23 protein-coding genes are annotated in these 24,610 nt (G+C 47.4%); 15 read left to right on the plus strand and 8 right to left on the minus strand.

From position 1 onward, the window contains the following. Position 1: 1 nt before the first annotated feature. The 10 genes from IZU26_RS10080 (at position 2) to IZU26_RS10125 (ending at position 10,208) form a co-directional block, all read left to right on the plus strand. The gene (locus tag IZU26_RS10080) at positions 2 to 1,720 is read left to right on the plus strand and encodes an ABC transporter ATP-binding protein (protein ID WP_433278775.1); all 1,719 of its coding nucleotides are present in this window, start codon (positions 2 to 4) and stop codon (positions 1,718 to 1,720) included. Continuing rightward, complete coding sequence (locus tag IZU26_RS10085) at positions 1,710 to 2,234, plus strand: methyltransferase family protein (protein ID WP_433278777.1); 525 nt, start codon at positions 1,710 to 1,712, stop codon at positions 2,232 to 2,234. The genes IZU26_RS10080 and IZU26_RS10085 overlap by 11 nt, the downstream gene beginning before the upstream one ends. A gap of 168 nt (positions 2,235 to 2,402) precedes the next feature. Then, a complete protein-coding gene (locus tag IZU26_RS10090) occupies positions 2,403 to 2,630 on the plus strand; it encodes an ABC transporter permease/ATP-binding protein (RefSeq protein ID WP_021331290.1) in 228 nt (75 codons plus the stop codon). Positions 2,631 to 2,689: 59 nt separating this feature from the next. Beyond that, positions 2,690 to 3,436 carry an alpha/beta fold hydrolase gene (locus IZU26_RS10095; protein ID WP_433278767.1) on the plus strand — a complete coding sequence of 249 codons (747 nt, stop codon included), beginning with the start codon at positions 2,690 to 2,692 and terminating at the stop codon, positions 3,434 to 3,436. Between the two features lie 263 nt (positions 3,437 to 3,699). Next, positions 3,700 to 4,359: an epoxyqueuosine reductase QueH gene (locus IZU26_RS10100; protein WP_433278779.1), complete on the plus strand. Its 660-nt coding sequence runs from the start codon at positions 3,700 to 3,702 to the stop codon at positions 4,357 to 4,359. 26 nt (positions 4,360 to 4,385) lie between these two features. Beyond that, on the plus strand, positions 4,386 to 4,931 hold the full coding sequence (locus IZU26_RS10105; protein ID WP_433278781.1) for a methylated-DNA--[protein]-cysteine S-methyltransferase: 546 nt from the start codon (positions 4,386 to 4,388) through the stop codon (positions 4,929 to 4,931). Next, positions 4,928 to 5,998, plus strand: coding sequence for an endo alpha-1,4 polygalactosaminidase (locus tag IZU26_RS10110; RefSeq protein WP_433278783.1), 1,071 nt, complete (start codon positions 4,928 to 4,930; stop codon positions 5,996 to 5,998). Before IZU26_RS10105 ends, IZU26_RS10110 begins: the two co-directional genes overlap by 4 nt. A gap of 18 nt (positions 5,999 to 6,016) precedes the next feature. Continuing rightward, positions 6,017 to 6,232 (plus strand): SlyX family protein, encoded by a 216-nt coding sequence (locus tag IZU26_RS10115; RefSeq protein WP_310824237.1) that lies wholly within the window; start codon positions 6,017 to 6,019, stop codon positions 6,230 to 6,232. A 21-nt stretch (positions 6,233 to 6,253) separates the two neighbouring features. Continuing rightward, positions 6,254 to 7,210 carry an RluA family pseudouridine synthase gene (locus IZU26_RS10120; protein WP_433278786.1) on the plus strand — a complete coding sequence of 319 codons (957 nt, stop codon included), beginning with the start codon at positions 6,254 to 6,256 and terminating at the stop codon, positions 7,208 to 7,210. Beyond that, positions 7,191 to 10,208, plus strand: coding sequence for a hypothetical protein (locus tag IZU26_RS10125; RefSeq protein WP_433278788.1), 3,018 nt, complete (start codon positions 7,191 to 7,193; stop codon positions 10,206 to 10,208). Before IZU26_RS10120 ends, IZU26_RS10125 begins: the two co-directional genes overlap by 20 nt. 35 nt (positions 10,209 to 10,243) lie before the next feature. Here IZU26_RS10125 and IZU26_RS10130 read toward each other — a convergent pair whose 3' ends face one another. The 7 genes from IZU26_RS10130 to IZU26_RS10160 all read right to left on the minus strand — a co-directional run bounded on the left by IZU26_RS10130 (position 10,244) and on the right by IZU26_RS10160 (position 16,691). After that, positions 10,244 to 10,660: an EamA family transporter gene (locus IZU26_RS10130; RefSeq protein ID WP_433279015.1), complete on the minus strand. Its 417-nt coding sequence runs from the start codon at positions 10,658 to 10,660 to the stop codon at positions 10,244 to 10,246. A 25-nt stretch (positions 10,661 to 10,685) separates the two neighbouring features. Next, positions 10,686 to 12,050, minus strand: coding sequence for an aminopeptidase (locus IZU26_RS10135; RefSeq protein ID WP_433278790.1), 1,365 nt, complete (start codon positions 12,048 to 12,050; stop codon positions 10,686 to 10,688). Positions 12,051 to 12,100: 50 nt separating this feature from the next. Beyond that, a complete protein-coding gene (locus IZU26_RS10140; RefSeq protein WP_021330919.1) occupies positions 12,101 to 12,562 on the minus strand; it encodes a chemotaxis protein CheX in 462 nt (153 codons plus the stop codon). 265 nt (positions 12,563 to 12,827) lie between these two features. Beyond that, positions 12,828 to 13,613, minus strand: coding sequence for an HpcH/HpaI aldolase family protein (locus IZU26_RS10145; protein ID WP_433278792.1), 786 nt, complete (start codon positions 13,611 to 13,613; stop codon positions 12,828 to 12,830). Between the two features lies 1 nt (position 13,614). Then, positions 13,615 to 15,147 (minus strand): tripartite tricarboxylate transporter permease, encoded by a 1,533-nt coding sequence (locus tag IZU26_RS10150; protein ID WP_433278794.1) that lies wholly within the window; start codon positions 15,145 to 15,147, stop codon positions 13,615 to 13,617. Positions 15,148 to 15,156: 9 nt separating this feature from the next. Then, positions 15,157 to 15,639 (minus strand): tripartite tricarboxylate transporter TctB family protein, encoded by a 483-nt coding sequence (locus IZU26_RS10155; protein WP_433278796.1) that lies wholly within the window; start codon positions 15,637 to 15,639, stop codon positions 15,157 to 15,159. A gap of 71 nt (positions 15,640 to 15,710) precedes the next feature. Beyond that, positions 15,711 to 16,691, minus strand: coding sequence for a tripartite tricarboxylate transporter substrate binding protein (locus IZU26_RS10160; RefSeq protein WP_433278798.1), 981 nt, complete (start codon positions 16,689 to 16,691; stop codon positions 15,711 to 15,713). 157 nt (positions 16,692 to 16,848) lie between these two features. Here IZU26_RS10160 and IZU26_RS10165 point away from each other — a divergent pair, with 157 nt between their 5' ends. The 5 genes from IZU26_RS10165 (at position 16,849) to IZU26_RS10185 (ending at position 22,953) form a co-directional block, all read left to right on the plus strand. Next, positions 16,849 to 17,574 carry a FadR/GntR family transcriptional regulator gene (locus tag IZU26_RS10165; protein WP_433278800.1) on the plus strand — a complete coding sequence of 242 codons (726 nt, stop codon included), beginning with the start codon at positions 16,849 to 16,851 and terminating at the stop codon, positions 17,572 to 17,574. 116 nt (positions 17,575 to 17,690) lie between these two features. After that, on the plus strand, positions 17,691 to 18,542 hold the full coding sequence (locus IZU26_RS10170; protein WP_433278802.1) for a DUF3737 family protein: 852 nt from the start codon (positions 17,691 to 17,693) through the stop codon (positions 18,540 to 18,542). Between the two features lie 77 nt (positions 18,543 to 18,619). After that, the gene (locus IZU26_RS10175) at positions 18,620 to 19,795 is read left to right on the plus strand and encodes a MalY/PatB family protein (protein ID WP_433175437.1); all 1,176 of its coding nucleotides are present in this window, start codon (positions 18,620 to 18,622) and stop codon (positions 19,793 to 19,795) included. A 322-nt stretch (positions 19,796 to 20,117) separates the two neighbouring features. Further along, positions 20,118 to 21,977, plus strand: coding sequence for a PfkB family carbohydrate kinase (locus tag IZU26_RS10180; RefSeq protein WP_433278804.1), 1,860 nt, complete (start codon positions 20,118 to 20,120; stop codon positions 21,975 to 21,977). Positions 21,978 to 22,032: 55 nt separating this feature from the next. Then, positions 22,033 to 22,953 carry a ribokinase gene (locus IZU26_RS10185; protein ID WP_433278806.1) on the plus strand — a complete coding sequence of 307 codons (921 nt, stop codon included), beginning with the start codon at positions 22,033 to 22,035 and terminating at the stop codon, positions 22,951 to 22,953. Positions 22,954 to 22,981: 28 nt separating this feature from the next. Here IZU26_RS10185 and IZU26_RS10190 read toward each other — a convergent pair whose 3' ends face one another. After that, entirely contained in the window at positions 22,982 to 24,610 is a 1,629-nt protein-coding gene (locus IZU26_RS10190; protein WP_433278808.1) for a response regulator, read from the minus strand.

Raw genomic sequence — 24,610 nt, forward strand, 5'->3', positions numbered from 1 at the left:
TATGACTAAATTACAAAAATGGTTCGGGGTTACCGAATCGGGAGCAAAAGGAATAGTTACGGCGTCGGTATGGTCGATGCTTGCGGATATTTCGTTTATTTTACCGATGTTTTTGACAATGTTTTTCCTGCAAAGTTATTTTGACGGAACACTGCGGCCGGCGGGATTTTATATCGGTATTATCGCTGCCCTTGCGTTTGTGATGTATGTGCTCGTGCATATCAATTACAACACGCTCTACACGGCGACGTTCAAAGAATGCACGGAACTGCGCGTCAACATTGCCGACCGGCTCAAAGCCCTGCCGCTTGCGTATTTTTCGAAGCACGACGTTTCCGATTTGTCGCAAACGGTGATGACCGACGTTGCCGCAATCGAACATGCCCTCAGCCACGCAATTCCGCAAACAATCGGTCTTGTGTTGTATTTGATTGTAATCGGCGCGATGATGATTGCCGCACACCCGGGATTGGGCTTGTGCGTGTTTGTTCCGATTATCATCAGTTTTATTCTGTTAATCTTGTCGAAAAAAATTCAAATACGGGAAACGACGCGCGACTTTCATAAGCAGCGTGAACGTTCTGAGTTTTTTCAGGAAACGATAGAACTGCAACAGGAAATTAAAAGCTATGGTCTTACGGAAGACACGGCGACAAAATTGAATCGCAATGTCGACGAAGCGGAAAAACTGCATTTGGTTGTGGAAGCGCATCAAGCGATTCCCCTCAATATTGCACTGCTGTTTTTAAAGTTTTCCATCGGCGTTACCGTATTTTTCGGACTAAAAATGTATTTGGCTGGCACGGCACCGCTTTTGTATCTTATCGGCTATATTATCGCCGCTTCCCGTGTTACGGATGCGGTTGCAGGCGTTGAAGCGAATCTTGCCGAAATGATGTATATCGATTCGCGCGTTAAACGCATTAACGAGCTGCGCGAAACGGAAACGCAGGACGGCGAGCCCGCTTCGTTGCAGCATTACGGCATTCAATTTGAAAACGTCGAGTTTTCCTATAACAGCGGGCAAAAGGTTATCGACGGTATTTCGTTTACGGCCGAACAAAACCGCGTTACCGCCCTTGTCGGTCCTTCAGGCTGCGGAAAAACAACCGTGCTCCGCCTTGCATCCCGCCTCTACGATTACGACAAAGGACAAATCCTCATCGACGGCAAAGACATTGCAACGATCGACACCGACAGCCTCTTCGACAAAATTTCGATTGTGTTTCAGGATGTCGGACTTTTTAATACGTCGATTATGGAAAACATCCGCGTCGGAAACAAAAACGCAAACGACGACGAAGTAAAAGAAGCCGCGCGCCTTGCAAACTGCACCGAGTTTATCGAAGCGCTGCCGGACGGCTATAATACGGTCATCGGTGAAAACGGCAGCAGGCTTTCCGGCGGAGAGCGTCAGCGTCTTTCCATTGCCCGCGCCCTTTTGAAAAATGCGCCGATTATCATCCTCGACGAAATCAGCGCTTCGCTCGATGTGGAAAACGAAATGAACATTCAGGAAAGCCTCAACACGCTCATAAAGGGCAAAACCGTGATTATCATTTCACATCGCTTAAAGTCGATCGAAAACGTCGATAAAATCATCGTAATGAATAAGGGCAAAATCGATGCGGAAGGTACACACGCTGAACTCCTAAAAACCTCACCGCTCTACCGCGACATGATTGAAAAGTCGGGTTTGACGGAGACGTATGTTTATTAAACGGAAGGATAAAATTTTACCGCCTGCTCCGCAAGAGCATCTTCCGGTGATGGGCATCGGACCGGTGTGCATTGCGATTATGATTGCATTTACGGCTGCGGGCATTGCGCTTGTCAAATTCGATATGTTTGCCGGCGGAAAAGTGAACGGCACGCCGGCCGCGATTCTTTTTATCATTGCCGGAATCCTGTGTATTGCAGGCGGCGTTGCGTTGTGGTGCGCCGCGGTATTCGGCGCGCGCATCGACATCAAGATAAAATCGAATCGGCTTGCAACCGACGGCGTATATGCCCTTGTGCGCAATCCCATTTATTCGGCATTTTTATTTATTTGTACCGGCGCACTGCTGTTTTGCCGAAATCGGTACGTGTTGATTTTACCGCCGCTTTTTTGGCTGTACCTTACCGTGTTTATGAAGCTGACGGAAGAAAAATGGCTTATCGAACGCTTCGGCGATGAATATGCGGCGTATTGCAAACGAGTCAACCGCTTTATTCCGTGGAAAAGAGGATGAACGGGTAATTGATAATCGGGAGAATTATTATATGAATGAAACAAAAAAAGGGCATCGGAAAATCGGACGGAAAACCGAAAGCAGACGGAGCCGCGCGCGGAACGCAATCCCGCAAAGTAGCAGACTATCAAGCGGCTTTTAAGCTATGCGGGAAAGAGCAGAGGGCTTTTGTCGCTGCCGCTCGTGCTTTCCGGCTTGAGCGCTCTCGTCGGTTCGGCTGCAACAGGCTTTGTGCTCTATTATGCGGCGCTTATGCTTTCGCATACGACCGCGTTTACCATTCAGGAAAACCTTTCGATTCGGATGACGGAATCCCACACCGAGCTGCTCGAACGCAAAGGTCTTTATGCCGGCATGTGGGACAACTTCCAAAAAGGCATCGAGTGGAAGGTGTAAAAAGCGACGCACGGCTCAACACGTGGTAAACATTATTATTTTGCGGGAGAACAGGCGATATGGTTATACACGAATACGGAAACATTGAGGCGGAAAAAATACTGGTTTTGCACCCGATGTTGCTGACCGGTGCCTTTGCGGCAAAGCTGTTTGCGCCGCTAAGCGATCGGTACTGTATTATTGCGCCGGATTTGTCGGCTCACGGGCAAGCATCTTCGAGCGAGTTTGTTTCCGCCGAAAACGAAGCTGCGCAAATCCTTTGCTATCTGAAAGAAAAAGGCTATACGGATATTGCATTGACGCTCGGTATTTCCCTGGGAGCGCGGATTGTGCTGGAACTGTTGAAGGATGACGACATACACTGGAAATGCATTGTTTTGGACGGTGCGCCGGTATACAAAAATGCCCGCTTTTTGCGCTTTGTGTATACCGCCGTCTTTTTAAGCAAATGGAAAAAGGCGCGAAAATGCAAGGGGTTTGCTCAAAAGAAAATGACCGCATTGTTCGGTGAAGCGGGCGAAGTAATGGGAAGCACGTTTGAAAGCATGTGTGAAAAAAGCCTGCGAAATATCATAGCGGCATGCAGCCGCTTCGATTTTTATCCGTATCCGAAAGATGTGCAGCAGCGTATGTATTTTGAATTCGGCAGTAAAGAAATAGATGCACGGCAAGCAAAGACGATTTTGCGCCGCTACCCTTTTGTGCATATCGTACTGCATAAAGGGTACGGGCACTGTCAGTATATGGCAGCGGAAAAAAAGGCATACCTTGCGATACTTGAAGAGCGCATGAAGCAGAAGGTTTAAATAAATTGATAATCGATAATGCGATGATATCGGTTCAAACGAGCATACAATTTACAAATTAACAATTTAAATCCCGCGTCATATCTGAAGCAGTTTCATCGGTTTGTCTTCGGGACGAAACTTTTTTGCTGTCCGCCCTTCCGCCGCTTGCTTTCGCGCGGCGTCCTCGCTCCGCTCCGGTCGCTGCCTTCGGCACGGCTCCACGGCGGCGTAAGCCGTATCGTATTGCGAGCGTCTGTCGGCAAGTGCTATAATCTAAAGCGATGAAGCGTAATTATCAATCGGAACTCGACGGCATCCTCGACCGCATCTCAGCGGAAGAAAGAGCGGGAGCGCCTGCAGCAAAGCCTTCGCTGCTCCTCCATGCGTGCTGCGCGCCGTGCTCATCTTATGTCATCGAATATCTCGCATCCTATTTCGACATTTCGATTTATTATTACAATCCGAATATCCATCCGCAAAAAGAATACGAGCGGCGCTTACACGAACTCGAAGTTTTTTTGCCGCAATTTCCGCCGGCGCTCGAAAACCGCGTTCGGCTCATACGTGCGGATTACGATGTACGCGAATTCGAAGAGGCCGTGCGCGTAGCCGAAAATCCCGAACTCGCTTCCGAAGCCGAACGCGGAGAGCGATGCAGACGATGCTACGAACTGCGTATGAAGCGCGCATACGAATACGCGCGCGCTCACTCTTTCGATTGGTTTACGACGACGCTTTCGATCAGCCCGTTTAAAGACGCGGATAAAATCAACGGTATCGGTGCGATGCTCGAAGCTTCCGGCGGACCGCGTTTTCTCACAAGCGATTTTAAAAAGCGAAACGGTTTTAAACGCAGTCTCGAAATCAGCAAAGAATACGGCATGTATCGGCAGGACTATTGCGGCTGTAAGTATTCGCTCGAAAATACAAAGGCGCATTAAACGGGCGTGTCCCGGTAAGGAGTGTTATGATAATATATACGACATTTTATTCGTCGCCGTTCGGCGATATGCTCTTGGCGCAAAAGGACGGAGCGCTCGTCGGACTGTGGTTCGAAGGGCAAAAATATTACGGCGCGGCGATTTCGGAGGCGGTGCCGAAAGACGACGATAAAATATTGGTCAAAGTAAAACGTTGGCTCGATCGATATTTTGCGGGACAAAAACCGGATGCAGCGGAACTCGCGCTCGCTCCGGCAGGAAGCGATTTTCGGCAGGCGGTATGGGCCGTTCTCCGAAAGATTCCGTACGGTAAAACGCTTTCCTACGGCGACATCGCCCGAACGCTTGCAAAACGCAAAGGGTTTGAACAGGTATCGGCGCGCGCGGTCGGAGGAGCGGTTGCGCATAATCCCGTTTCCGTAATCATTCCGTGTCACAGAGTCGTCGGATCGGACGGAAAGCTGACCGGATATGCCGGCGGTATCGATAAAAAAATAAAACTTCTTGAGCTGGAAGGTGTCAACATGGCGATGTTTAAAGATGTCCGGAGCACTTCCAAGGGAGCAGTATGAAACAAAACGACAGAAGACGATGTACAATTTTAATAATTATTAATTTTATGTTTGCCGCGGCCGCTTTTTGCAGCGACAATTCACCCTGTATCGCACACGATGTGCCGCCGCGTTACCGCGAAGAAATGCGCGCGTTTATTAAAAAAATATCCGCCTATGCAAAGGCGCAGAACCCGCACTTTGTCGTCATTCCGCAAAACGGGCAGACGGTCGCGTGGGACAGCGATGTCCCAACCGACGAAAACGGCGTGCCGCTTACGGAAGCCGATACGTCGTACATGGATGCAATCGACGGATGCGGCCGCGAAGATACGTTTTACGGCGAAAGGGGAGCGGGCAAAGCGACATCTTCGAGGGCGTCCGCATATTTTGTCGGTACGTGCAAAAAATTTTCGGAAAAAGGTAAGACCGTCTTTTCGATCGATTATTGTTCTTCCGGAGCCGCGATCGCCGACTCTTACGCGAAAAACGCCGCGGCGGGCTTTATCGGTTTTGCCGCGCCCGACAGAAATCTCGCCCTTATTCCGGAACAAAGCGGATACGGGCGAGAGTATTATCCGTACCGTAAAAACCGAAACGACGTGACGAAACTTTCCGACGCGAAAAATTTTTTATTTTTGCTCGGCATGTCTTCAGGCGACGCGGACGGAAGTGCGCTCATCAAAAAAATACGGGCGACGGATTACGACGCCGTGATCATGGACGCCTTTGTAGACGGCGGCAATGTGCCGTTTTCCCGTGCGGCTGTCGAATCGATTAAGAAAAAAGCTTCCGGAGGAGCGCGCTTTGTCATCGCATATATGAGTATCGGCGAAGCGGAAGACTATCGCTGGTATTGGGATGAGCGCTGGATACGCGGAAAAAAATTGACAAAAAATGCGCCCGCGTGGCTCGACAAATTGAATCCCGATTGGAAAGGAAATTACAAAGTGCAATACTGGAACGAAGATTGGCAAACTATCATCTGCGGCGGCAAGGATTCGTATATTCAAAAAATTATCGATGCGGGATTCGACGGCGTTTACCTCGACATCGTCGATGCATACGAATATTTCGAAGAGCGATAAACCGCATCTTACAAGGAGTTGTTTACGGATATCGAAACCGAAAAGCGCATCGTCGCGCTCGAAACGAAACTTGCCTATCTCGAAGATTTTGTAAATCAGCTGCAGGGCGTTTCCGTCGTTCACACGAAATCGATCGACGGGATTACGGCGCAGTGCAAAGAGATGTCGGAAAAACTGCGCGAATTGGCCGATGCGGCGGAAGAGATTCCCAACCGCATGCCGCCGCATTATTGATGCTTATCGAAAGACAGCCGTATGGAAAAGCCGAGCACACAATACAAGCGCGAACATAAAATCGATTTCGGCCGCGAGCGAATCGATGTCCTCTATGAAGACGCATACATCGTCGTCATACATAAACCGTCGGGCATGCTTTCCGTTCCGTATCCGGGCAGCAAAGCTCGGACGGCGCTCGACGTGCTCTGCCGCATCATGAGGAGTAAGGGTACGTATTCGCAGCGGCATCGTCCCTTCGTCGTACACCGCCTCGACCGCGACACGTCCGGCGTCATGCTCTTTGCGCTGAGCGAGCAGGTACAGCGCTCGCTTATGCGTTCTTGGAAAAAAGTCGTCAGTAAGCGGATATATCGCGCCGTTGCCGAAAATCCGAAGGGGCCTGCGCTTCCCGATTTCGGCGTCATCGACGCGCCTCTTGCGTACAACGCGTACAATATCGGCTTCGTTCCGAAAGCGGACGATAAGCCTTCCGACAAAGCGTACCGGATAAAACGATCCGATAAAAATAAAACGACTTACGTGAAGCATCTGGATTTTTCCGGCGGAAAGGCGAAGTTTAAAACGGTCGAAGCGCGTACACGCTATCGCATCGTAGAGCGGGGGCAGACGCATACGCTTTTCGAGCTCGACCTCGATACCGGCAAAAAAAATCAAATACGCGCGCACCTCGCGTCGAAAGGCTGTCCGATTGCGGGAGATGAAACGCACCGCGCTCGTACCGATCCGTTTTGCCGCCTTGCGCTTCACGCGCGTACTATCGAATTCGTCCATCCCGCAACGCACAAAACCGTACGCTTCGAAGTTCCCGAACCCGAAGCTTGGCTCGAATATGTCCGTCGCGGCGATGAAATACCTGAGCTTCCGGTATGGCGGAAAGAAAGAGAAATGCGCGGTAAGACGGCTTTGCCGCGCGATTTTGCCGCTTCGCAAAACGGCGGCAAGAGCAGTATAGTGTATGAAAAAAATAATAATTAATTTTTTTATCGTCTCGATTTTCGTATCGCTTTCGCTCAGCGCCGCCGACGGTGTCATGTGGGGCGAAAAAGATATCCGCGTCGTAAAGACGCAGTGGTTCGATATCATCTATGCTCCGGATTCCGCTGAAAGCGCCGAACATCTCGCGCGTCATGCGGATGCGATATACGAAGACGTATGCGCGTATCTTGAAACCGAGCAATGGAAGCGTTTTCCCGTCGTCATAACGCCTGCACAGGACGAATTCAACGCATACTATTCGCCTGCGTGTTACGACACGATCGTCATGTACGATACGCCGGTGACGAAAAAAATCGCCGTCGCATCGGACGATTTTTTGTCGACGTTCCGACACGAGCTCACGCACGCCGTTTCGTACAATATGAAAAATGCATTTTGGCGCGGAGTCGGCGCGGTCTTCGGCGACGTCGTAAATCCTGCATACCTGTTTATCACGCGGTCGCGAACAGAAGGCGTTGCCGTCGCATCGGAAAGTGCCGGCGGCGAAGGACGGTTGAACGACCCGTACAGCGCGCAAACGGTGCGGCAGGCAAAGATCGAAAGCGCTTTTCCGTCGCATGCCGATATCTACGGTTCACGCGATATCTATCCGTACGATACGAATTATCATTTCGGTGCGGCATTTGAAAACTGGATTCAAAAAACGTACGGTATGAAAAACTACGCGCGGTTTTTATACAAGTGCGTCAACTTTCAAACGGTACACGCATCCGCCGCATTCAAATCGGTGTATGGGATTTCCGTCAAAGAAGCGTGGAAACATTTTTACGATTCGGTCGCCGTGCCCGCTTCCGCCGCGCAGTATCCCGACCCGCTCGTTAAAGGCGGATGCAAGGATTATTTTTCCGGCACCGATAAACGCTCGAAAGAAAACGCGCGCGCCTCACGATATGCGTCGCTCGTTTCGTGCAGCTCAGGCTTCGGCTTTGTCGACGACGCAGCCGGAAGTTTTTATTTTTCAAAATGGGATGCCGAACGAAGATGCTACGATCGCGCAAAAAAAATATGTACCGTCAAAAATCTGCGGCACACATCTCTTTCGACTGACGGCGAATATGCGGCCTTCAGCGTGATGAGCGAAAGGCATGCCGTTCCGAAAAGCGAAGTGCATATCTTTAATATGAAAAACCGCTCGCGATATACGATGAGCGAAACGAGTCTGCGCGATGCAGCCGTCGTTTTATGGAATGATTCATATTATCTCGCGGCGGTAAAAACGAAGTCGCAGCAAAGCACGCTCACTGTCTACAAACTCGACAAAAGAGCGGACGGCAAAGTGCGCGGCGCTTCGCTTATCGCATCCCGTCCCCTCGCTCGAGGAGACGTCGCATTTACGCCGAGCGATGCGGGCGGCGGTGAGATCGTATACGTATGCAAAAGCGGTATGCACCGGTCGATTCGATTGTATTCGATTGCGGACGGTACGGAAAAGGTATACGATGCGCCGTACGATCGCATGGTTATCGGCGATGTCTCTCTTGCAAACTCGGCTAACGCTGAAAAAGTATTTACGTTTTCGTGGGCTGCCGAAGATACGATGCCGCGCTTCGGAAAATTAATAATTAATAATTCTGATGACGAACGAAGAGATTCCGCCGTAATGCTTTTACAGACGGACGATGTGTCAGGCGGTGTATATAATCCCGTCATGCTGCAAAACGGTAGTATCGCGTATACGGGACATTTTTTCCGAGACAATCGCCTTTTGACTGCGGAAAGCGACAGTATGACGATGCGGGAAATCGCGCTCGACGCAAAACGCGAAAGAGTTGAAAATTCCGATGCAGACAAAGCGCGATCGGTGGAAACTGCCGACAATGTGCAAAGCGGAGAGCAGGCGGCCGGCAATCGAGACGTACAAACGATTTTTGCCCGATCGAAAAAATACAATCCGTTCGATTATTATAAACGCGGCATCTTTTTGCCGGTCGGCATCGCATCGACATACGGACATAATGCGCGCGGCGATGTGACAAGTATGCTTTTGCCGTTGGGACTTACCTATGCGTCCAATAATCCGTGGTCGTCGAAAATTGCAATCGTGAGCGGCGGCTACAGTATTCTTTCAAACAGCGGAGCGATCGAAACGCGCTTCCAAAGCGGAACGGCGACTTCGCTTTTCAAATATTCGCTCAGCGATCAAATCGAATTCGATCGTCGCGGCTTTAAGCAGACGGCTCACACGGTGAATCTTTCATCGGCGATTCCCGTCGGCAGGATATCGCGCCTTACGTTCGGGAACGATGCACATATTTTTGCCGGCAGGCAAAGCCGCACGGAATTCCCAAAGGACGGCACATCGCTTTTCGGCATCCTTAAAGATGACGATGCTTTACCGATGTTTATCGCAATTAATAAATTATCCGTCGGTTATTCGAATATTTATAAAACCGGTGCGGGTGTATATGAGAGAGCGGGCTTTGCCGCAGGCGCGTTATATATTGCCAAATACGAATCCGAGCCGGGAACGCCTTTTTCGCAGGATAAGGTATATCAGAACATTTCCGTCAACGCCGCTCTGCGTTCGCCGCGTCTTTTGCCGTATGTATGCCGCTGTGATTATACGTATAATTTTCCGTTTGCGCTCGGCACACAGCTTTTTCCGAACAAATCGACTTTTATTAAAAATACCGCCGAAATCATCCTGTTTGCGGGCGAAGTGCAAAAAGCGATTCCGCTTTTCTACGTAAACCGCTGGGCACTGCGTGCATCGTATACCGGCCGCTTCGATTATACGGGCGGCACATCGTGGGATTTTTTTGATACGCCGCATCTTGTACGGAATCTTTTTTCGGGCGAAATGCGCTATTGCGATTCGGCCGTACTGTCCGCGTCGCTGACCTTTACACCGAACTTCGGTGCCGCAGCGACGCCGCTTTTGACATCGACCCTGCGCGCGGGTTTGCGTTATGTCATTCATGAAACTAAAAAGCAAAATTATTTTGCATTCGAATTCGGATGGAATCTTGCTTATTAAATTATGCTGAACGCTCCCTTACGCATCCGCCGTTTTTACAACACCATGACGAGCGTACCTGCAGTGAGAAGGAACGCACCGGCGATCGATTTTACCGAAACCTTTTCGTGCAGGAAAATAAAGGCGAGCGCGATCGTGATCACGACGCTCATTTTGTCGATGGGGACGACTTTCGAAGCTTCTCCCGTCTGCAGCGCACGGTAATAGCAAAGCCACGATGCGCCAGTCGCAAGTCCCGACAAAATTAAAAAGATCCAGCTCTTTTTTGAAATCGTCGTGATGCCGCTCTGTTCGTGTGTGATGAAAACCATAAGCCACGCCATCGCGAGTACGACAAAAGTTCGAATAGCAGTGGCGAGATTCGAATTGACTCCTTCGATTCCGATTTTGGCGAGGATCGAAGTGAGCGCGGCGAACACTGCTGAACAGACGGCAAACGACAGCCACATTATACGCCTCCGTACAACGATACCGATATTATTTTTCAAGCGATAAAAATATTTTATAGCAATTATATGCCGTGCAGATGTCTTCTTTGTTCGTCAATTCCCACGGTGCATGCATACTTAAAACCGAAACGCCCGCGTCGAGCACGTCCATGCCGTACTTTGCCGCAAGATAGGCGATCGTACCGCCGCCGCCTTGATCGACTTTTCCGAGCTCGGCCATTTGAAACGGGATATCGTTCTTTTCCATAAGTGCGCGCACCTTTGCGATGAATTCGGGATTCGCGTCGCTTGCGGAATATTTGCCGCGGCTTCCGGTGTATTTATTAAAGACGATTCCGCCGCCGAGAAACGATGAATTATCTTTGTCGTAGAGATTACCGTTCATCGGATCGAAGGCGGCGTTGACATCGCTTGAAAGCATCGCCGAATGTGCGAGGCAGCGCCTGAGCGTCAGATCGCTGTAGCCGCCGCTCATACGCGAAATGATTTCGGCGACCGCATTTTCGAGCAAGTGCGAACCCATGCCCGTAGCTCCTACGCTTCCGATCTCTTCTTTATCGACGCAGAGGCAGCAGTTCGTACGCGCTTTAGCCGAGCTGTCGAAAAGCGCCTGCACCGATGTAAATGCGCACGCGCGGTCGTCCTGTCCGTAAGCGAGGATGAGTGACCGGTCGATGCCGCAATCGCGCGATAAGCCTGCCGGAACGATTTCAAGTTCGGCGGATGCAAAGTCGTCTTCGTCGATATTGTATTTCGATTTTAATAATTTTAAAACGGCTTTTTTATATTTTTCTTTATTCTTCGAAGATTTTTCATCGCTTTGTTCTTTTTGTTTGTCTTTTTTTTGCGGAATGCCGGAACTCAAAATGAGGTCGAGATTTTCGCCGGGGATAAAATCCGACGCCTTTTCTTTCATCTGCTCCTGTGCGAGGTGCGGCAGAATATCCGATACGCAAAACACCGGATCGTTCGCAGCTTCGCCGATTGTTACGTGAATGACGCTGCCGTCGGTTTTGCATACGACGCCGTGAATCGCAAGCGGCAGCGTTACCCATTGGTATTTTTTAATGCCGCCGTAGTAGTGCGTATTCAAATACACGATGCAGTCTTTTTCATAGACGGGATTTTGCTTTACGTCGAGACGCGGCGAATCGATATGCGCACCGAGGATGTTCATGCCGTCTTCAAGGCTCGCCGTTCCGATGTCGAACAGGGCGACGGTTTTATTCATCTTTTGCACGTAAACTTTATCGCCCGCTTTCAGCGTCGTATATTTCGCAATGTCTTTATAACCGTGCTTTTCCGCCGCTGCGATGATTTGTGCAGCACATTCGCGTTCGGTTTTTCCACCGTCCAAAAATTTTTTGTAAGCGTTGATAAATTTTTCGTCCATATATGCTCCTCATTATAATTATATGCGTACTTATAAAAACCTGATCGATATTATTTAAAACATACGTCGACTTCAAACGGTCCGTATTGCGTCGCAAACGGGATGCCGATAATCGGATAATTTTTCGGCCATGAAAGCGTGTGATCTTTCCCCGCTACAACGACGGGTGGCGACACTTGTATATCCCGGTTTTTGATTTCCGAAATCGCGTTCCCGGCGATGATATTCGTAAACTCGCTTACGAGCTGTTTTGCGAGCTCTTCCCGCTCCGATTCTATGACGATCTCTATACCCGAACGCTCGAGCATTTTGTCTGCAAGGATTTTATGCAGACGAAACGCGACGACGCCGTTGCAATCGCCCGTGAGGCCGAGCAGTCCGGAAATTTCCCACGCATGGCCGGCATTCGGGTCGAGCAGGTACGGATCTTTATGCTGCGGCGGCATATCGAACATATTTTTAAATGCATTTTCACACGATATTAAAAACGGATTAATAATTTTTACGTCCATTTGAAATTCAGTATATCGCAATGTGAAATTTGGGGCAAGGCGCGCGGAAATATGTACGGCGCCGGAGTTTTTTACGATCTTTAATAGGGAAAAGGATTTTATTTCCGATATTTATTCATGTTCGTGCGAAAGCTTCGTCAAAGCGAAAACGGCATATTGCCTGAATTCGACGAAAAACGAGACATCGGTTTTGGATAGGTAACAGGTTTTTCAAAAAGGACTGTCGAAAAAGTAACCGACTTTTGAGACAGCCCCTTCCCACAAATCAATCGAATATCTTGTTTTGAGCTTGCCGTATAGTAGCAAGTTCTTTTTTTGCTCCGCTTACTATATGCAGATAATCTGTCCCTGCACTGATAAAATTGATCCCGAGTGCAACCCATCGTTTTATAATTTCAGGATCATTAGAACCGGTAGAAACTCCAATCGATTTATGTGCCGCTTTTTTTAATATTTTTATTGCCCGTTTTATTAAATTTTGTGTTTTATCTTCAAAAACGCGATTCAGTTGTCCTATAGAACCCGAAAGATCGCACGGGCCGAAAATGAAACAATCAACATAGGGATTTTTTGCCATCGCTTCAAGATTGTCGACCGCTGTTTCGGTTTCAATTTGTACTGCGCGTACTATGTCAAGGCTTGCTTTATGTATATATTCATCGATATCATCCAATCCGTACCGTACCGCCCGCATCGGCCCGAATCCCCGCGTTCCAAGCGGAGGATACAATGTCGAATTCATTGCTTTGTCAAGTTCTTCAGTTGTATTTATCATAGGAAAAATAATACCAGTCGGCCCCATTTCCAGTACATGTTTTGCCATAACGGGATCGTTCCAAGGAATACGTACCAATGAACACACATCTGCCGCTTTTGCGCTAATAATATGCTCTTCCAAACAATGTAAATCGATAGCACTATGTTCGGTATCGATCCATAAAAAATCGTAACCGATGTTACCGCACAGTTCCGTACAACAGCAATCGGTAAGCGAAATATGCATTCCTGCGACCGGTTCGCAATTATGTAATTTTTCTTTTAAATTAATCATTTTAGCGTCTATTCCTTTTCAATGAATTTAATATTGTATCGATAATATTTCTCCCGAACAAGGATAAGATTATTAAAATGATAAGAATAAAAGAAATGGGACGTACAAAAAACGTAGCATATGTTCCCGGCGGTAACATCATAGAGCGTACAAAATTCGATTCGAGCATATCACCGAGAATCAATGCAAGTACAAGCGGTCCGGATGAAATACCTGCTTTCGCCAAAGTAAAACCGAGCAAGCCTGCCGCAAAACATACGAAAACATCGAAAGTGCTGTTTTGGATAGCATAGGATCCGACAAACGAAAATAAAACGATTGTTGTAGAAATCCATGCGCGCGGTAATTTGGTAAATTTTGCAAATATCCTTGAACTCAAATTACCGAGAAATAAAATCATAGCATTACAGATAATCAACAGCAAAAAAATGACATATACCATATCGGCATGATCTCTAAACAACAATGGGCCGGGTGTATAATTATACATCATCAATGCACCGATTAAAATCGCAGTAACGGAATCTCCCGGAATACCGAGCGAAAGCATTGTTGTCATAGCACCTCCGATACTTGCGTTATTTGCCGTACAGGTAACCGCTAAGGCTTCTTCGGATCCGTTGCCATATTTTTCACGTTCTTTAGAAAAATTTCTGCATTGCGTCCAGCTAACAAGCGATGCGATGTCGCCGCCTGTACCGGGCACTGCTCCGATAAATACGCTTATTATCGCGGTTAAGAAAAATGCCCATTTATATGCAAACATTTCTTTTATCGTTAATCGCTTTTTTACTTCGGGAGTTTCTTTAATAAAATCCGACTGTGTACTTTTTTTATCTACCTTTTTATAATTCGGTATCGGACTTTCAGATAACTGTTTAAGTGCTTCACCAATACCGAAAAGCCCAATCATAATCGGTACAAAAGAAAAACCGTCAAGCAAAATCGGTAATCCGAATGTATACCGCTTTACTCCCTGCATGGAATCCATACCGACCATTGCAAGTCCGAGACCGAAAAATCCTATCATGAGTCCCTTTGATATGTTTTTACCAGAAACCGCAACTATCATGGAAAGACCGAATAATGCCGTCATCGCGTATTCAGGCGCGCCGAATCGCAACGCAAAGCGCGCAATAGGAAAAGAAGCTGCCATTAAAATAATAATACCGAAAATACCGCCGGATGCCGAATATACTGTATTTATCCAGAGTGCAAGCGTTGGTTGGCCTCGTTTGGAAATCGCAGGGCCGTCGAATGTCGATGCAATTGATGCCGGCGTACCCGGAATACCGAGTAGGACAGCAGAAATACCGCCCGCATAAATTGCAGAATTATAAATTCCGAATAACATACCGAGTCCGGCTCGCGGTTCAAGCCAAAACGTAATCGGTAATAAGATGGCAACGCCCATTGTTGCCGATAATCCGGGCATTGCTCCGATAAACATACCGAGTATTACGCCGGCAAATGTATAAATTAATATCGGTCCCGTAAATACCGTAGAAAATGCGCTATGTATCGCTTCCGGCATATATACCTCCTACCAAAGTTTCACTCTCAATAACAAAGTAAAAAATAAATAGATAAATATGATGAGACAGATTGTATATATTGTACTTTTGTACCAAGCGACCTCATTTCCAAGCAAAATGGAAACGGGAATAAAAGCTGCAAATGAATTTAAAAGAAAATGCCCGATATGTAATTGCCATAAGACCGCGTATGCGAATAACAGCAAAATAATTTCAAGGATTTGAAAAATCTTTGCTTTCGCTATAGTGTTTTTTTCTGCAGAAAACGATTTTTTATTTTTGCGTAATACAAAAATGACACGTATAAAATTATATACACTGAGGCACAATAAAATACTGCCGACAATACGCGGAAAGAAAGAAGCGCTGGGAATATTCTGCTTCATTGATACGGGAAAGAAACAGGACACGATCAGCAAAAATAAACTAAACGCTATATTTATTATACAAACGATTATATTCGACATAGCCTCCTCCTGTAATATTTTCATTCTTATAAAGCTACCCGTTATATTTTAAGGTAGCTTTATACAATCTTTCTTTCTTTTCAGTAATTAATAATTTATTTAAGCGGAGGGACTTCCTTATAGCCGAGTACGCGTGGTATTAATTTACGATACACTTCATATTCATCGCGTGCAAATTTTTGGATTTCCGCCGGTTCCATCCAACCGGGAACAAATCCGTTTTGGCGGAGCATTTTTTGATATGTATCGGATTTATATGATTTTTTCATGGCGTTATATAAAATGGAAAAAATGTCATCTGGAGTATTTTTCGGTACGCCGAAAGCAAGCCATGCCTGGATATTGATGTCATATCCCAAATCTTTTGCCGTCGGAACATCGGGAAACAAGCCAAACTTTTCATCGCTCATCACAATTAACAAGCGTAAATCACCGTTTTGTACATAAGAACGAACTTCTGCTGCCGAAGCGCAAATCGAATCGATATGACCTCCCATAACTGCAGTAATAGCTGGCGCCGCTCCTTCAAATGGAATATGGTTAAACGTAGCACCGCATACTTGTTCAAGTTGTGATGCCGCAAGATGCCAAACGGCGCCGGTCCCGGAGTTGCCGACAGAAATTTTCCCTGGTTTTGTTTTTGCTGCGACGATAAAATCATTAAAATTTTTGTATGGAGAATTTTTCAGAACTGCGATGGAAGCAGGATGAGTTACGACGCGACATAGAAAACGAAAATCATCAGGCGTGACATCGGCATTACCCGCAGGCTTTATTTGGGCAATATCATTCGGCAAGTGAACAATCGTATAACCGTCCGGTGCAGCCGCTGCGCCGTATGAAATACCAACACCACCGCCCGCACCCGGTCTATTTTCAACTGTTACTGGTACTTCAAGACTTTCCGAAATGCCGGGTGCAATAGTCCGGCAATTTAAATCGGAAGATCCTCCTGGATTAGCCTGACAAATAATAGTGATTTGCCGTGTCGGAAATTTTGTTTCATTTATCCCTGTTGCAAACAATGAAGCCCATACACCGCATACCATTGCAATCAATGCCGAAATCTTTTTCATAAGGACCTCCTAAAAATTCGGATAATAATACAATTATCATATTATCAGACAATATGATAATACCCTATTTTATGGATTTGTCAAGTATTTTTTAGAGTTAACATAATTTTTATTACATTGACAAATAAAGACCATATAAAGTATTATTTAAATTTGTATGGCAGTAGAACAAATTTGGCAAATCGATACATCAAATATCCGTTACAGAACGCTTTCGGAGCAAATATCAGACGAATTAGAACATATCATTATTCAAAAAGGCGATAATTTAACGCGTTTTCCAACCGAACGCGAATTATCGGAAAAATATGGAGTAAGCCGATCCGTTATTCGTGAAGCTTTAAAATTATTGCAAGAACGAGGATTAATTGTAATGCGGGCAGGCGACGGAACATATACTGTGCGTCCCGGTTCGACATTAATCAGTCAAACTTTAAGGCGAGTTATTCAATTTAATCGTTACTCCGACGACAATATTACTGAAATTAGAATCGCATTGGAAGTTACTGCAGTCCGAGATGCGGCAAAGAATGCCACGGACAAACAAATCGCCGAGTTGGAAGCAATTCTAGATAGAATGAAGCAGTATAAAGACAATACTGATACCGAAAAACGTACCCAAATAGATTGTGAATTTCATCGATACATAGCGGAATGCAGCGGCAATATGCTGCTTGCCGTGCTCATCAATTCGATTATGGATATGATAAAAGAATATATCCGTATCAGATTGGAACAAAATCCTCAAGGAAACGAACTTGGAATTATCTGGCATCAGAAAATTGTTGATGCAATAAAAAATCACGATGTCGATACCGCCGGCTCGTATATGCGCGATCATATCGATGCATCATTTCATCAACTTGATATCGATCCGGCATAAAAAATCGGACATTTTATTTACACGACTACGCCGGTATAGGTAAACCGTACACTTTCCGTTTGCACTTTCGTTGGTATTTCATTATATTTTATACGTAAGCGCACAAGGATTACGGTATGAAAGAAATTAAGCAGGAATTTTTGACGGGTGAACGCGCACTGTTCCAAGCACACGATATGAAAATCGTCGACACGATTTTTGCCGACGGCGAATCGCCGCTGAAGCACGCATCGGATATCGAACTTGACGGCTGTATGTTCAAATGGAAATACCCGCTGTGGTACGGTAAAAACGTTAAGGCGAAAAACTGTACGTGGTTTGAAATGGGGCGCGCGGGCGTATGGTACACGGATAACATCACGGTCGAAGACTGCGTCATCGAAGCGCCGAAAAATTTCCGCCGATGCCGAAACGTGCGTCTTGTAAATGTCGACATGCCGAACGCTGCCGAAACGTTTTGGTCGTGCGACGGTGTCGTTTTCGAAAACGTCAGAGCTAGAGGCGACTATTTTGCGATGAACAGTCGAAACATGAAAATCGACAAGCTCATTATTGACGGGAACTATCCTTTCGACGGCGCACAAAATATCGAAATCGACAATTCAAAACTCATTTCAAAAGACCCGTTATGGAATGCCGAAAACATCGTCGTCCGCAACTCATTTATTTCGGGCGAGTACCTCGGCTGGAATTCGAAAAATCTGACGTTCGAAAACTGCACGATCGAAAGCTTGCAGGGCATGTGTTACATCGACAACCTCGTCATGAAAAACTGTAAGCTCATCAATACGACGCTCGCTTTCGAATACTCGTCCGTCAACGCCGACATAACGAATGTGATCGACAGCGTGTTTAATCCTTCAAGCGGTACGATACGCGCCGAACGCATCGCAAAGCTCATTGTCGAAAAAGAGCAAGTCGATCCGGCAAAAACGAAAATCGTGTGCAAAGATGTGGAAGAAAATTAATATCGGATTGTTATAAAATTAATAAAACGCATATAGTTGCGCGTGTGCAAACATATATGTTTACGGAGGCGACGGAAATGGCAAAATACGATTTCGATACGATCATCGATCGGAGACATACGGCGTCGTATAAATGGGACGTAAAAGACGGCGAGCTTCCGATGTGGGTCGCCGATATGGATTTTAAAGCCGCTCCTGAAATAATCGATGCGATTTCCGAACGCATAAAGCACGGCGTTTTCGGCTATCCGGTCATCGAAGACGATTGGTATGACGCCCTTATCGGCTGGTGGAAAGCGCGGCACGACTTTCCGATTGAAAAAGAATGGCTTTCGTTTTGTACAGGCGTCGTACCGGCGCTTTCGAGCGCCGTTCGAAAATTTACGACGCCCGCCGAATACGTCGTTGTTTTGACGCCGGTATACAATGTGTTTTTCAACTCCATCGTCAATAACGGAAGACGTATTCTCGAAAGCCCGCTCGCATACAAAGACGGCGCGTATGAAATCGACTTTGCCGATTTTGAAAAAAAGCTTTCTGATCCACAGACGTCACTTTTTATTTTGTGCAATCCGCACAATCCTGTCGGAAAAATTTGGGACGTCGAAACGCTTGGGCGTATCGGAGAGCTCTGCGCAAAGCACGGCGTTACCGTCATAAGCGACGAAATCCACTGCGATCTCACCGATCCCGGGAAAAACTACGTTCCGTTCGCATCGGTTTCTGAAACTTGTGCGATGAACGGCGTTACGTGCATCGCACCGTCGAAAACGTTCAATATTGCAGGCTTGCACACGGCAGCGGTATTTTCAAAAAATCCCAAACTTCACGCAAAGATCGACCGTGCGCTCAACACCGACGAAGTCGCTGAACCGAATGTATTTGCATGCATCGCGGCTGCGGCGGCTTTTACGAAAGGAGGTGCGTGGCTCGACGAACTCCGCGCGTACATTTTCGAAAATAAAAAAACGGTGCGCGAATTTATTAAAAAGGAAATTCCCGAAATCTTTGCAGTTCCGTCGGACGCGACCTACCTTTTATGGCTCGACTGTTCGAAAATCACCGAAGACTCAAAAGAACTTGCCGCGTTTATCAGAAGCGAAACGGGACTCTACCTTACGGCAGGTTCGGTGTACGGCGGAAACGGAAATAAATTCCTCCGCATGAACGTCGCCTGTCCGAACGCGACGGTCGACGACGGTCTTGTGCGTCTGAAAGCGGGTGTTCGCGCGTACTGCAGCAAAAGACGGTAAAGGCATATTATTAAAAAATCATTCCGTCGTTTCGGCAGACGTACATATACCTATAAAATCACGATCTGTTCGCTAAAGATAGCAATTGTCAGAGCTTTGTGGTATACTTATTAGTGTCTGTAATTCTTTATGCGATATGGCTTTGTATCGTAACGCAGCTATTATGTGACAAGGATTATTATGACGAAAATATCATACAATAGCGCTTTATATAGTGCCGGTTTAAATGACGCTGCGGTATTTTGCCGTATACGTACGGGCATCGTAATTGCCGTTTCGTATAACCTCGTTCAATCCCCGATTTCGGCGAGAGGGATTTTCTTTGACAATTAACGATATCGCAGGACTTGCAGGCGTTTCCGTTTCGACCGTTTCAAAAATTATTAACGGTAAAGACGCGGGTATCAAAAACGAAACACGCGAGCGGGTGCTTAAAATCGTTAAAGACTACCGCTATAAACCTTACGATTTTATTAAAAAAAATACCGGTGCGAAAAATTTTTTGCTGGGTCTTTTGTTGTCCGGTACAAAAAAACGCGATTCGTTTCAACGTGGGTTTTTACACGAAGCGGAAAAACGAGGGTACCAAGTACAGGTATGCCTCGCATCTTCAGCGGAAAGCGAACTGAAACATATTGCGGCGCTGTGTAAAAATCGGGCGGATGCGATTTTACGGGAACGGATCGCCGGTGATGATGTCGAAGCGCTTTCTTTGCTGCATAAAAGCGGCATTTCTTGTGTGCTGTTGGGTGAAGGAGATTCGGAAGACAGTATTTCCTACGATTATAAAAAAGCGGGATATGACGCCGCAAAAATAGTAATAACATCGGGACATACGAAAATACATTGTTTGTATGATCCGACCGACGAACGCCAATGTGCGATGCGCAGCGGAGTGGAGCGATGTCTGTTCGACAACCATTGCCTTTCCGATGAATACGGCTGCTTGCAGGAAGCGCTGACGCTACACGGCTGTTCGGCGCTCATTTGCTGTACTTGGGATACGGCGCTGGCGGCATACGAATATGCGGCGCTGCATAAATTCCGCATACCGCATGATGTGTCCGTGTTATGTATCGATGATGCGGAAAATATCAAATCGTTTCCCTCGTTATCCGCACTTCCGCTTCCGTTGTTCGATTTCGGAGCATTTGCGTGCGATTATATGATTAATAAAATCGAAAAGAAAAAGAACGTCGTTTCGGTATACGCAGGGAGCTATAGTTGTAAGGGCGGCGGTAGTATCGATTTGCCTTTTCCGTTGCGGAAAAAACGTATCATCGTTGCGGGCAGCATCAATACCGATATATTGCTCGCCGTAAAGAATTATCCGCAGACGGGAGAAAGCATTTCCGCGGATAACGTTTCGATACTTCCGGGAGGAAAGGGAATAAACCAAGCGGTCGGCGCAGCGAAACTCGGCGCAAAGGTATCGTTGATTGGAAAAGTGGGAAGGGATTTCGACGGCGATATGATTTTGAATGTGCTGTATGAAAACGGTGTCGATACGTCCGCCGTGGAAATCGACGGGGAAAAGTCTACGGGCAAAGCGTATATTCACGTTCAAGAAGACGGAGAGAGCGGGATTGTTTTATACGGAGGAGCGAACGAATCGGTTTCGGCGGAAACGGTGTACCGTAACGAGAGCCTTTTTACGGATGCGACCTTTTGTCTTTTGCAAACCGAAATTCCGACGGATGCCGTGCAAGCTGCTGTCCGCGTTGCGCATAAAAACAACGTTGCGATTATGTTAAAACCTTCCGCCGCAAAAACAATCGATGATGCACTTTTGCGGGATTTGGATTATTTTATTCCCAACCGCAAAGAATTGTATCGGCTTTGTCCGGCCGGCAATTCATTGGAAGAAAAGGCCGACCTGTTTTTGGAAAAGGGCGTTAAAACGGTTATCGTAACGCTCGGCAGCGGCGGCTGCTACGTACGGACGCGGGAAGTTGAACGGTACTTTCCCGCAGCAGGTTCTTTCGACCCCGTCGATACGACAGGTGCCGCCGATGCATTTATTTCGGCATTGGCGGTATTTTTATCGGAAAATAAAAGCCTTGCGGATGCCTTACAGTATGCCGCCTATGCGGCAGGTTTTTCAACAACTCGTGTGGGCGTGGTTCCTTCGCTCGTCGATCGGGCAACGCTGGAACATTTTATAACATGCAAAAAACCGTAACGGCGCATTACATGATTAAATGTGTTTTTTATTTACATTGTTTTCGGAGGATTATATGAAAATAGTCAATTTCGGTTCGTTGAACATCGATTATGTCTATACGGTGCCGCATTTCGTGCGTCCGGGAGAAACGCTTGCGGCCGTGCGGCGCGACATATTTCCCGGCGGCAAAGGATTGAATCAGACGACGGCGCTTACCCGCGCGCTCGGCAAAGCGTCCGGTATTGAAATCTGCATTGCAGGCGGGATCGGTAAAAACGACGGCGCGATTTTAAAACAGGCGATCATCGATATGAACGTCGATAAGGCATTGCTCGGAGAATACGATGCGCCGTCGGGACACACGTTTATACAAGTGGACGCATCGGGGCAAAACAGCATCGTCTATTACGCCGGAACGAACAAAATGCAGACGAAAGATTTCATCGACGGCGTGCTCGCTCATTTTTCAAAAGGCGATTTTATTATCCTCCAAAACGAAATCAATATGCTCGATTACATCATCGAAAAAGCGCACGAGCGCGGACTCGTGATTTTTTTCAATCCGTCGCCGTTCGAAAAAAGCATTCTCGATCTGCCGCTGCACTACGTCGATTGTTTTCTCGTAAACGAAGTGGAAGCCGCCGATATCGCGGAAACGCCTCTCGGAGACGGCGATGAACTCCTTCGCGCCGTGACGCAAAAATTCAGCAGCGCGTCGGTCGTGCTGACGCTCGGAAAACACGGCGTCGCCTACAAAGATGCGAGCGGCACGTACCGCCACGGAGTTTACGACGTGGATGTCGTCGACACGACGGCGGCGGGAGATACTTTTACCGGCTATTTTATCGTGTGCCGCGCGCTCGGCATGCCCGTCGAAAAAGCGCTCGAATACGCATCGAAAGCGTCGTCCATTGCGGTGTCGCGAAAAGGCGCATCCCCGTCGATTCCGACATTCGACGAAGTTGAAAGGTGTACGCTCGCGCTGAAAAAGTGATCGTTTTTCCGAGGTTTAAACGAAACGCTCAGCCGTTGTCCGAAACCGAGCCGGATCGCCGCGGTGCGTATGTATCGTTTGCCGGATCGGTTCGGTATTCGCGCGGCGAAAGCCCGGTCACTTTTTTGAAAATAAAACTGAAGTAGTGCGGATCGTTGAAACCTGTTTTGTATGCGATGTCCGCGCTTTTCATATCGGTCGATTTTAATAATTTTTTTGCGCGGGCGATCCGTACCCCCGTTAAATATTCGATAAACGTCGTATGGCATTCCTGTGAAAATATCGTGCTGAAATGATTCGGACTGAAATGCACCGCGTCCGCAACCGAACGCAGGCAAATGTCGGGGTCTGCAAAATTCGCGTCGATATATTTTTTTGCGCGCAGGATGACGTCGGCGTAGTGTCCGCGTACGTGCTCGTTGCGGTAGCGCAGCACGGAAGCGAGCACTTTTTCGATTTCCGCGATAAAGGTTTTTTCGTTCTGCACGGCGGCATCGATAAACGCATGCGTGAGGATTTCCGGCATAACGCTTTGAATGTTTCCGCCGAACTGTTCGATTATCTTCGACACCGCCATGATCACGTCGACGAGAAGATAGGATGCGATGATCGAAAAGCGCTCCCGATTGTCGCCGAGCAGCGCTATGTATTCCCGTATGATTTGATCGATTTCGCTTTCGTCGGCATAATTGAGGCGTTCGACCAGCGGATCGTTTTCCTGCAGCACGATGGAATTGTTTTGCGATGCGTCGATATCACCCGCACTTATTATTTTATTTTTGTCCGAAATGCGGCAGCGTTTTAAAATCGACGATGCGTCTTGAAACGAATTGACGATGTGCGATATGTGTTCGGCGACCGAACCGATCGCGGTGATAACCGTACACGCCGTGTTTTTTGCGATTTCATGCCGGATCGTGTCGGCGATGTTGAACGCCGCCTCTTCGCACGATTCTTTTGCGCCGCTTTTGATGATCGAAACGAAAGTATCGGGCGCGATAAAAAATCCGATGCTGTCGGGCATGCTTGCGCTTACCGACAGGACAATCGATTTTGCGGCGATCAACGCATCGACCGTATCGTCCGCGCTTGCGATCGTGCCGACGCTTACGATATAAAAGCGCGCGACGAGATTGATGCCGAGCGCTTCCGCTTTTTGGATGGCCGTATGCGTATCGAGTGCGCCGAGTACGATATCCGAACAAAGCTTTTCGCGAGCGAGCACGATATTCGATTCGAGTTCCGCTTTCATCCGCGAGATGTCGGTAAATTGCCGGCGCTCCAAGTCGAGCTTTTCGGCAACGCGGTTTAAGCAGCGAAGAATTTCATCGAGCGTAAACGGTTTTAAAATATAATCTTCCACACCGATCGAAATCGCTTTTTTTGCGTAATCGAATTCGTCGTGTCCGGACAGGATGATGATCGATATTTTCGGCTGCAATTTTTTTACCGCCTGCGCGAGCTCGAGCCCGTCCATAAACGGCATTTTGATATCGGTGATGAGGATGTCCGGCTTTATATCCTGTATCATCGAAAGCGCGATTTCTCCGTCGCCCGCTTCGCCGGCAAACGAAAAGCGCGACTTTTCCCAATCGATTTTTGTACGGAGACCTTCGCGGACGATCATTTCATCGTCGACGATAAAAACGCTGTACAT

It is taken from the genome of Treponema sp. SP13, assembly GCF_050938355.1.
Taxonomy (GTDB): domain Bacteria; phylum Spirochaetota; class Spirochaetia; order Treponematales; family Treponemataceae; genus Treponema_D; species Treponema_D socranskii.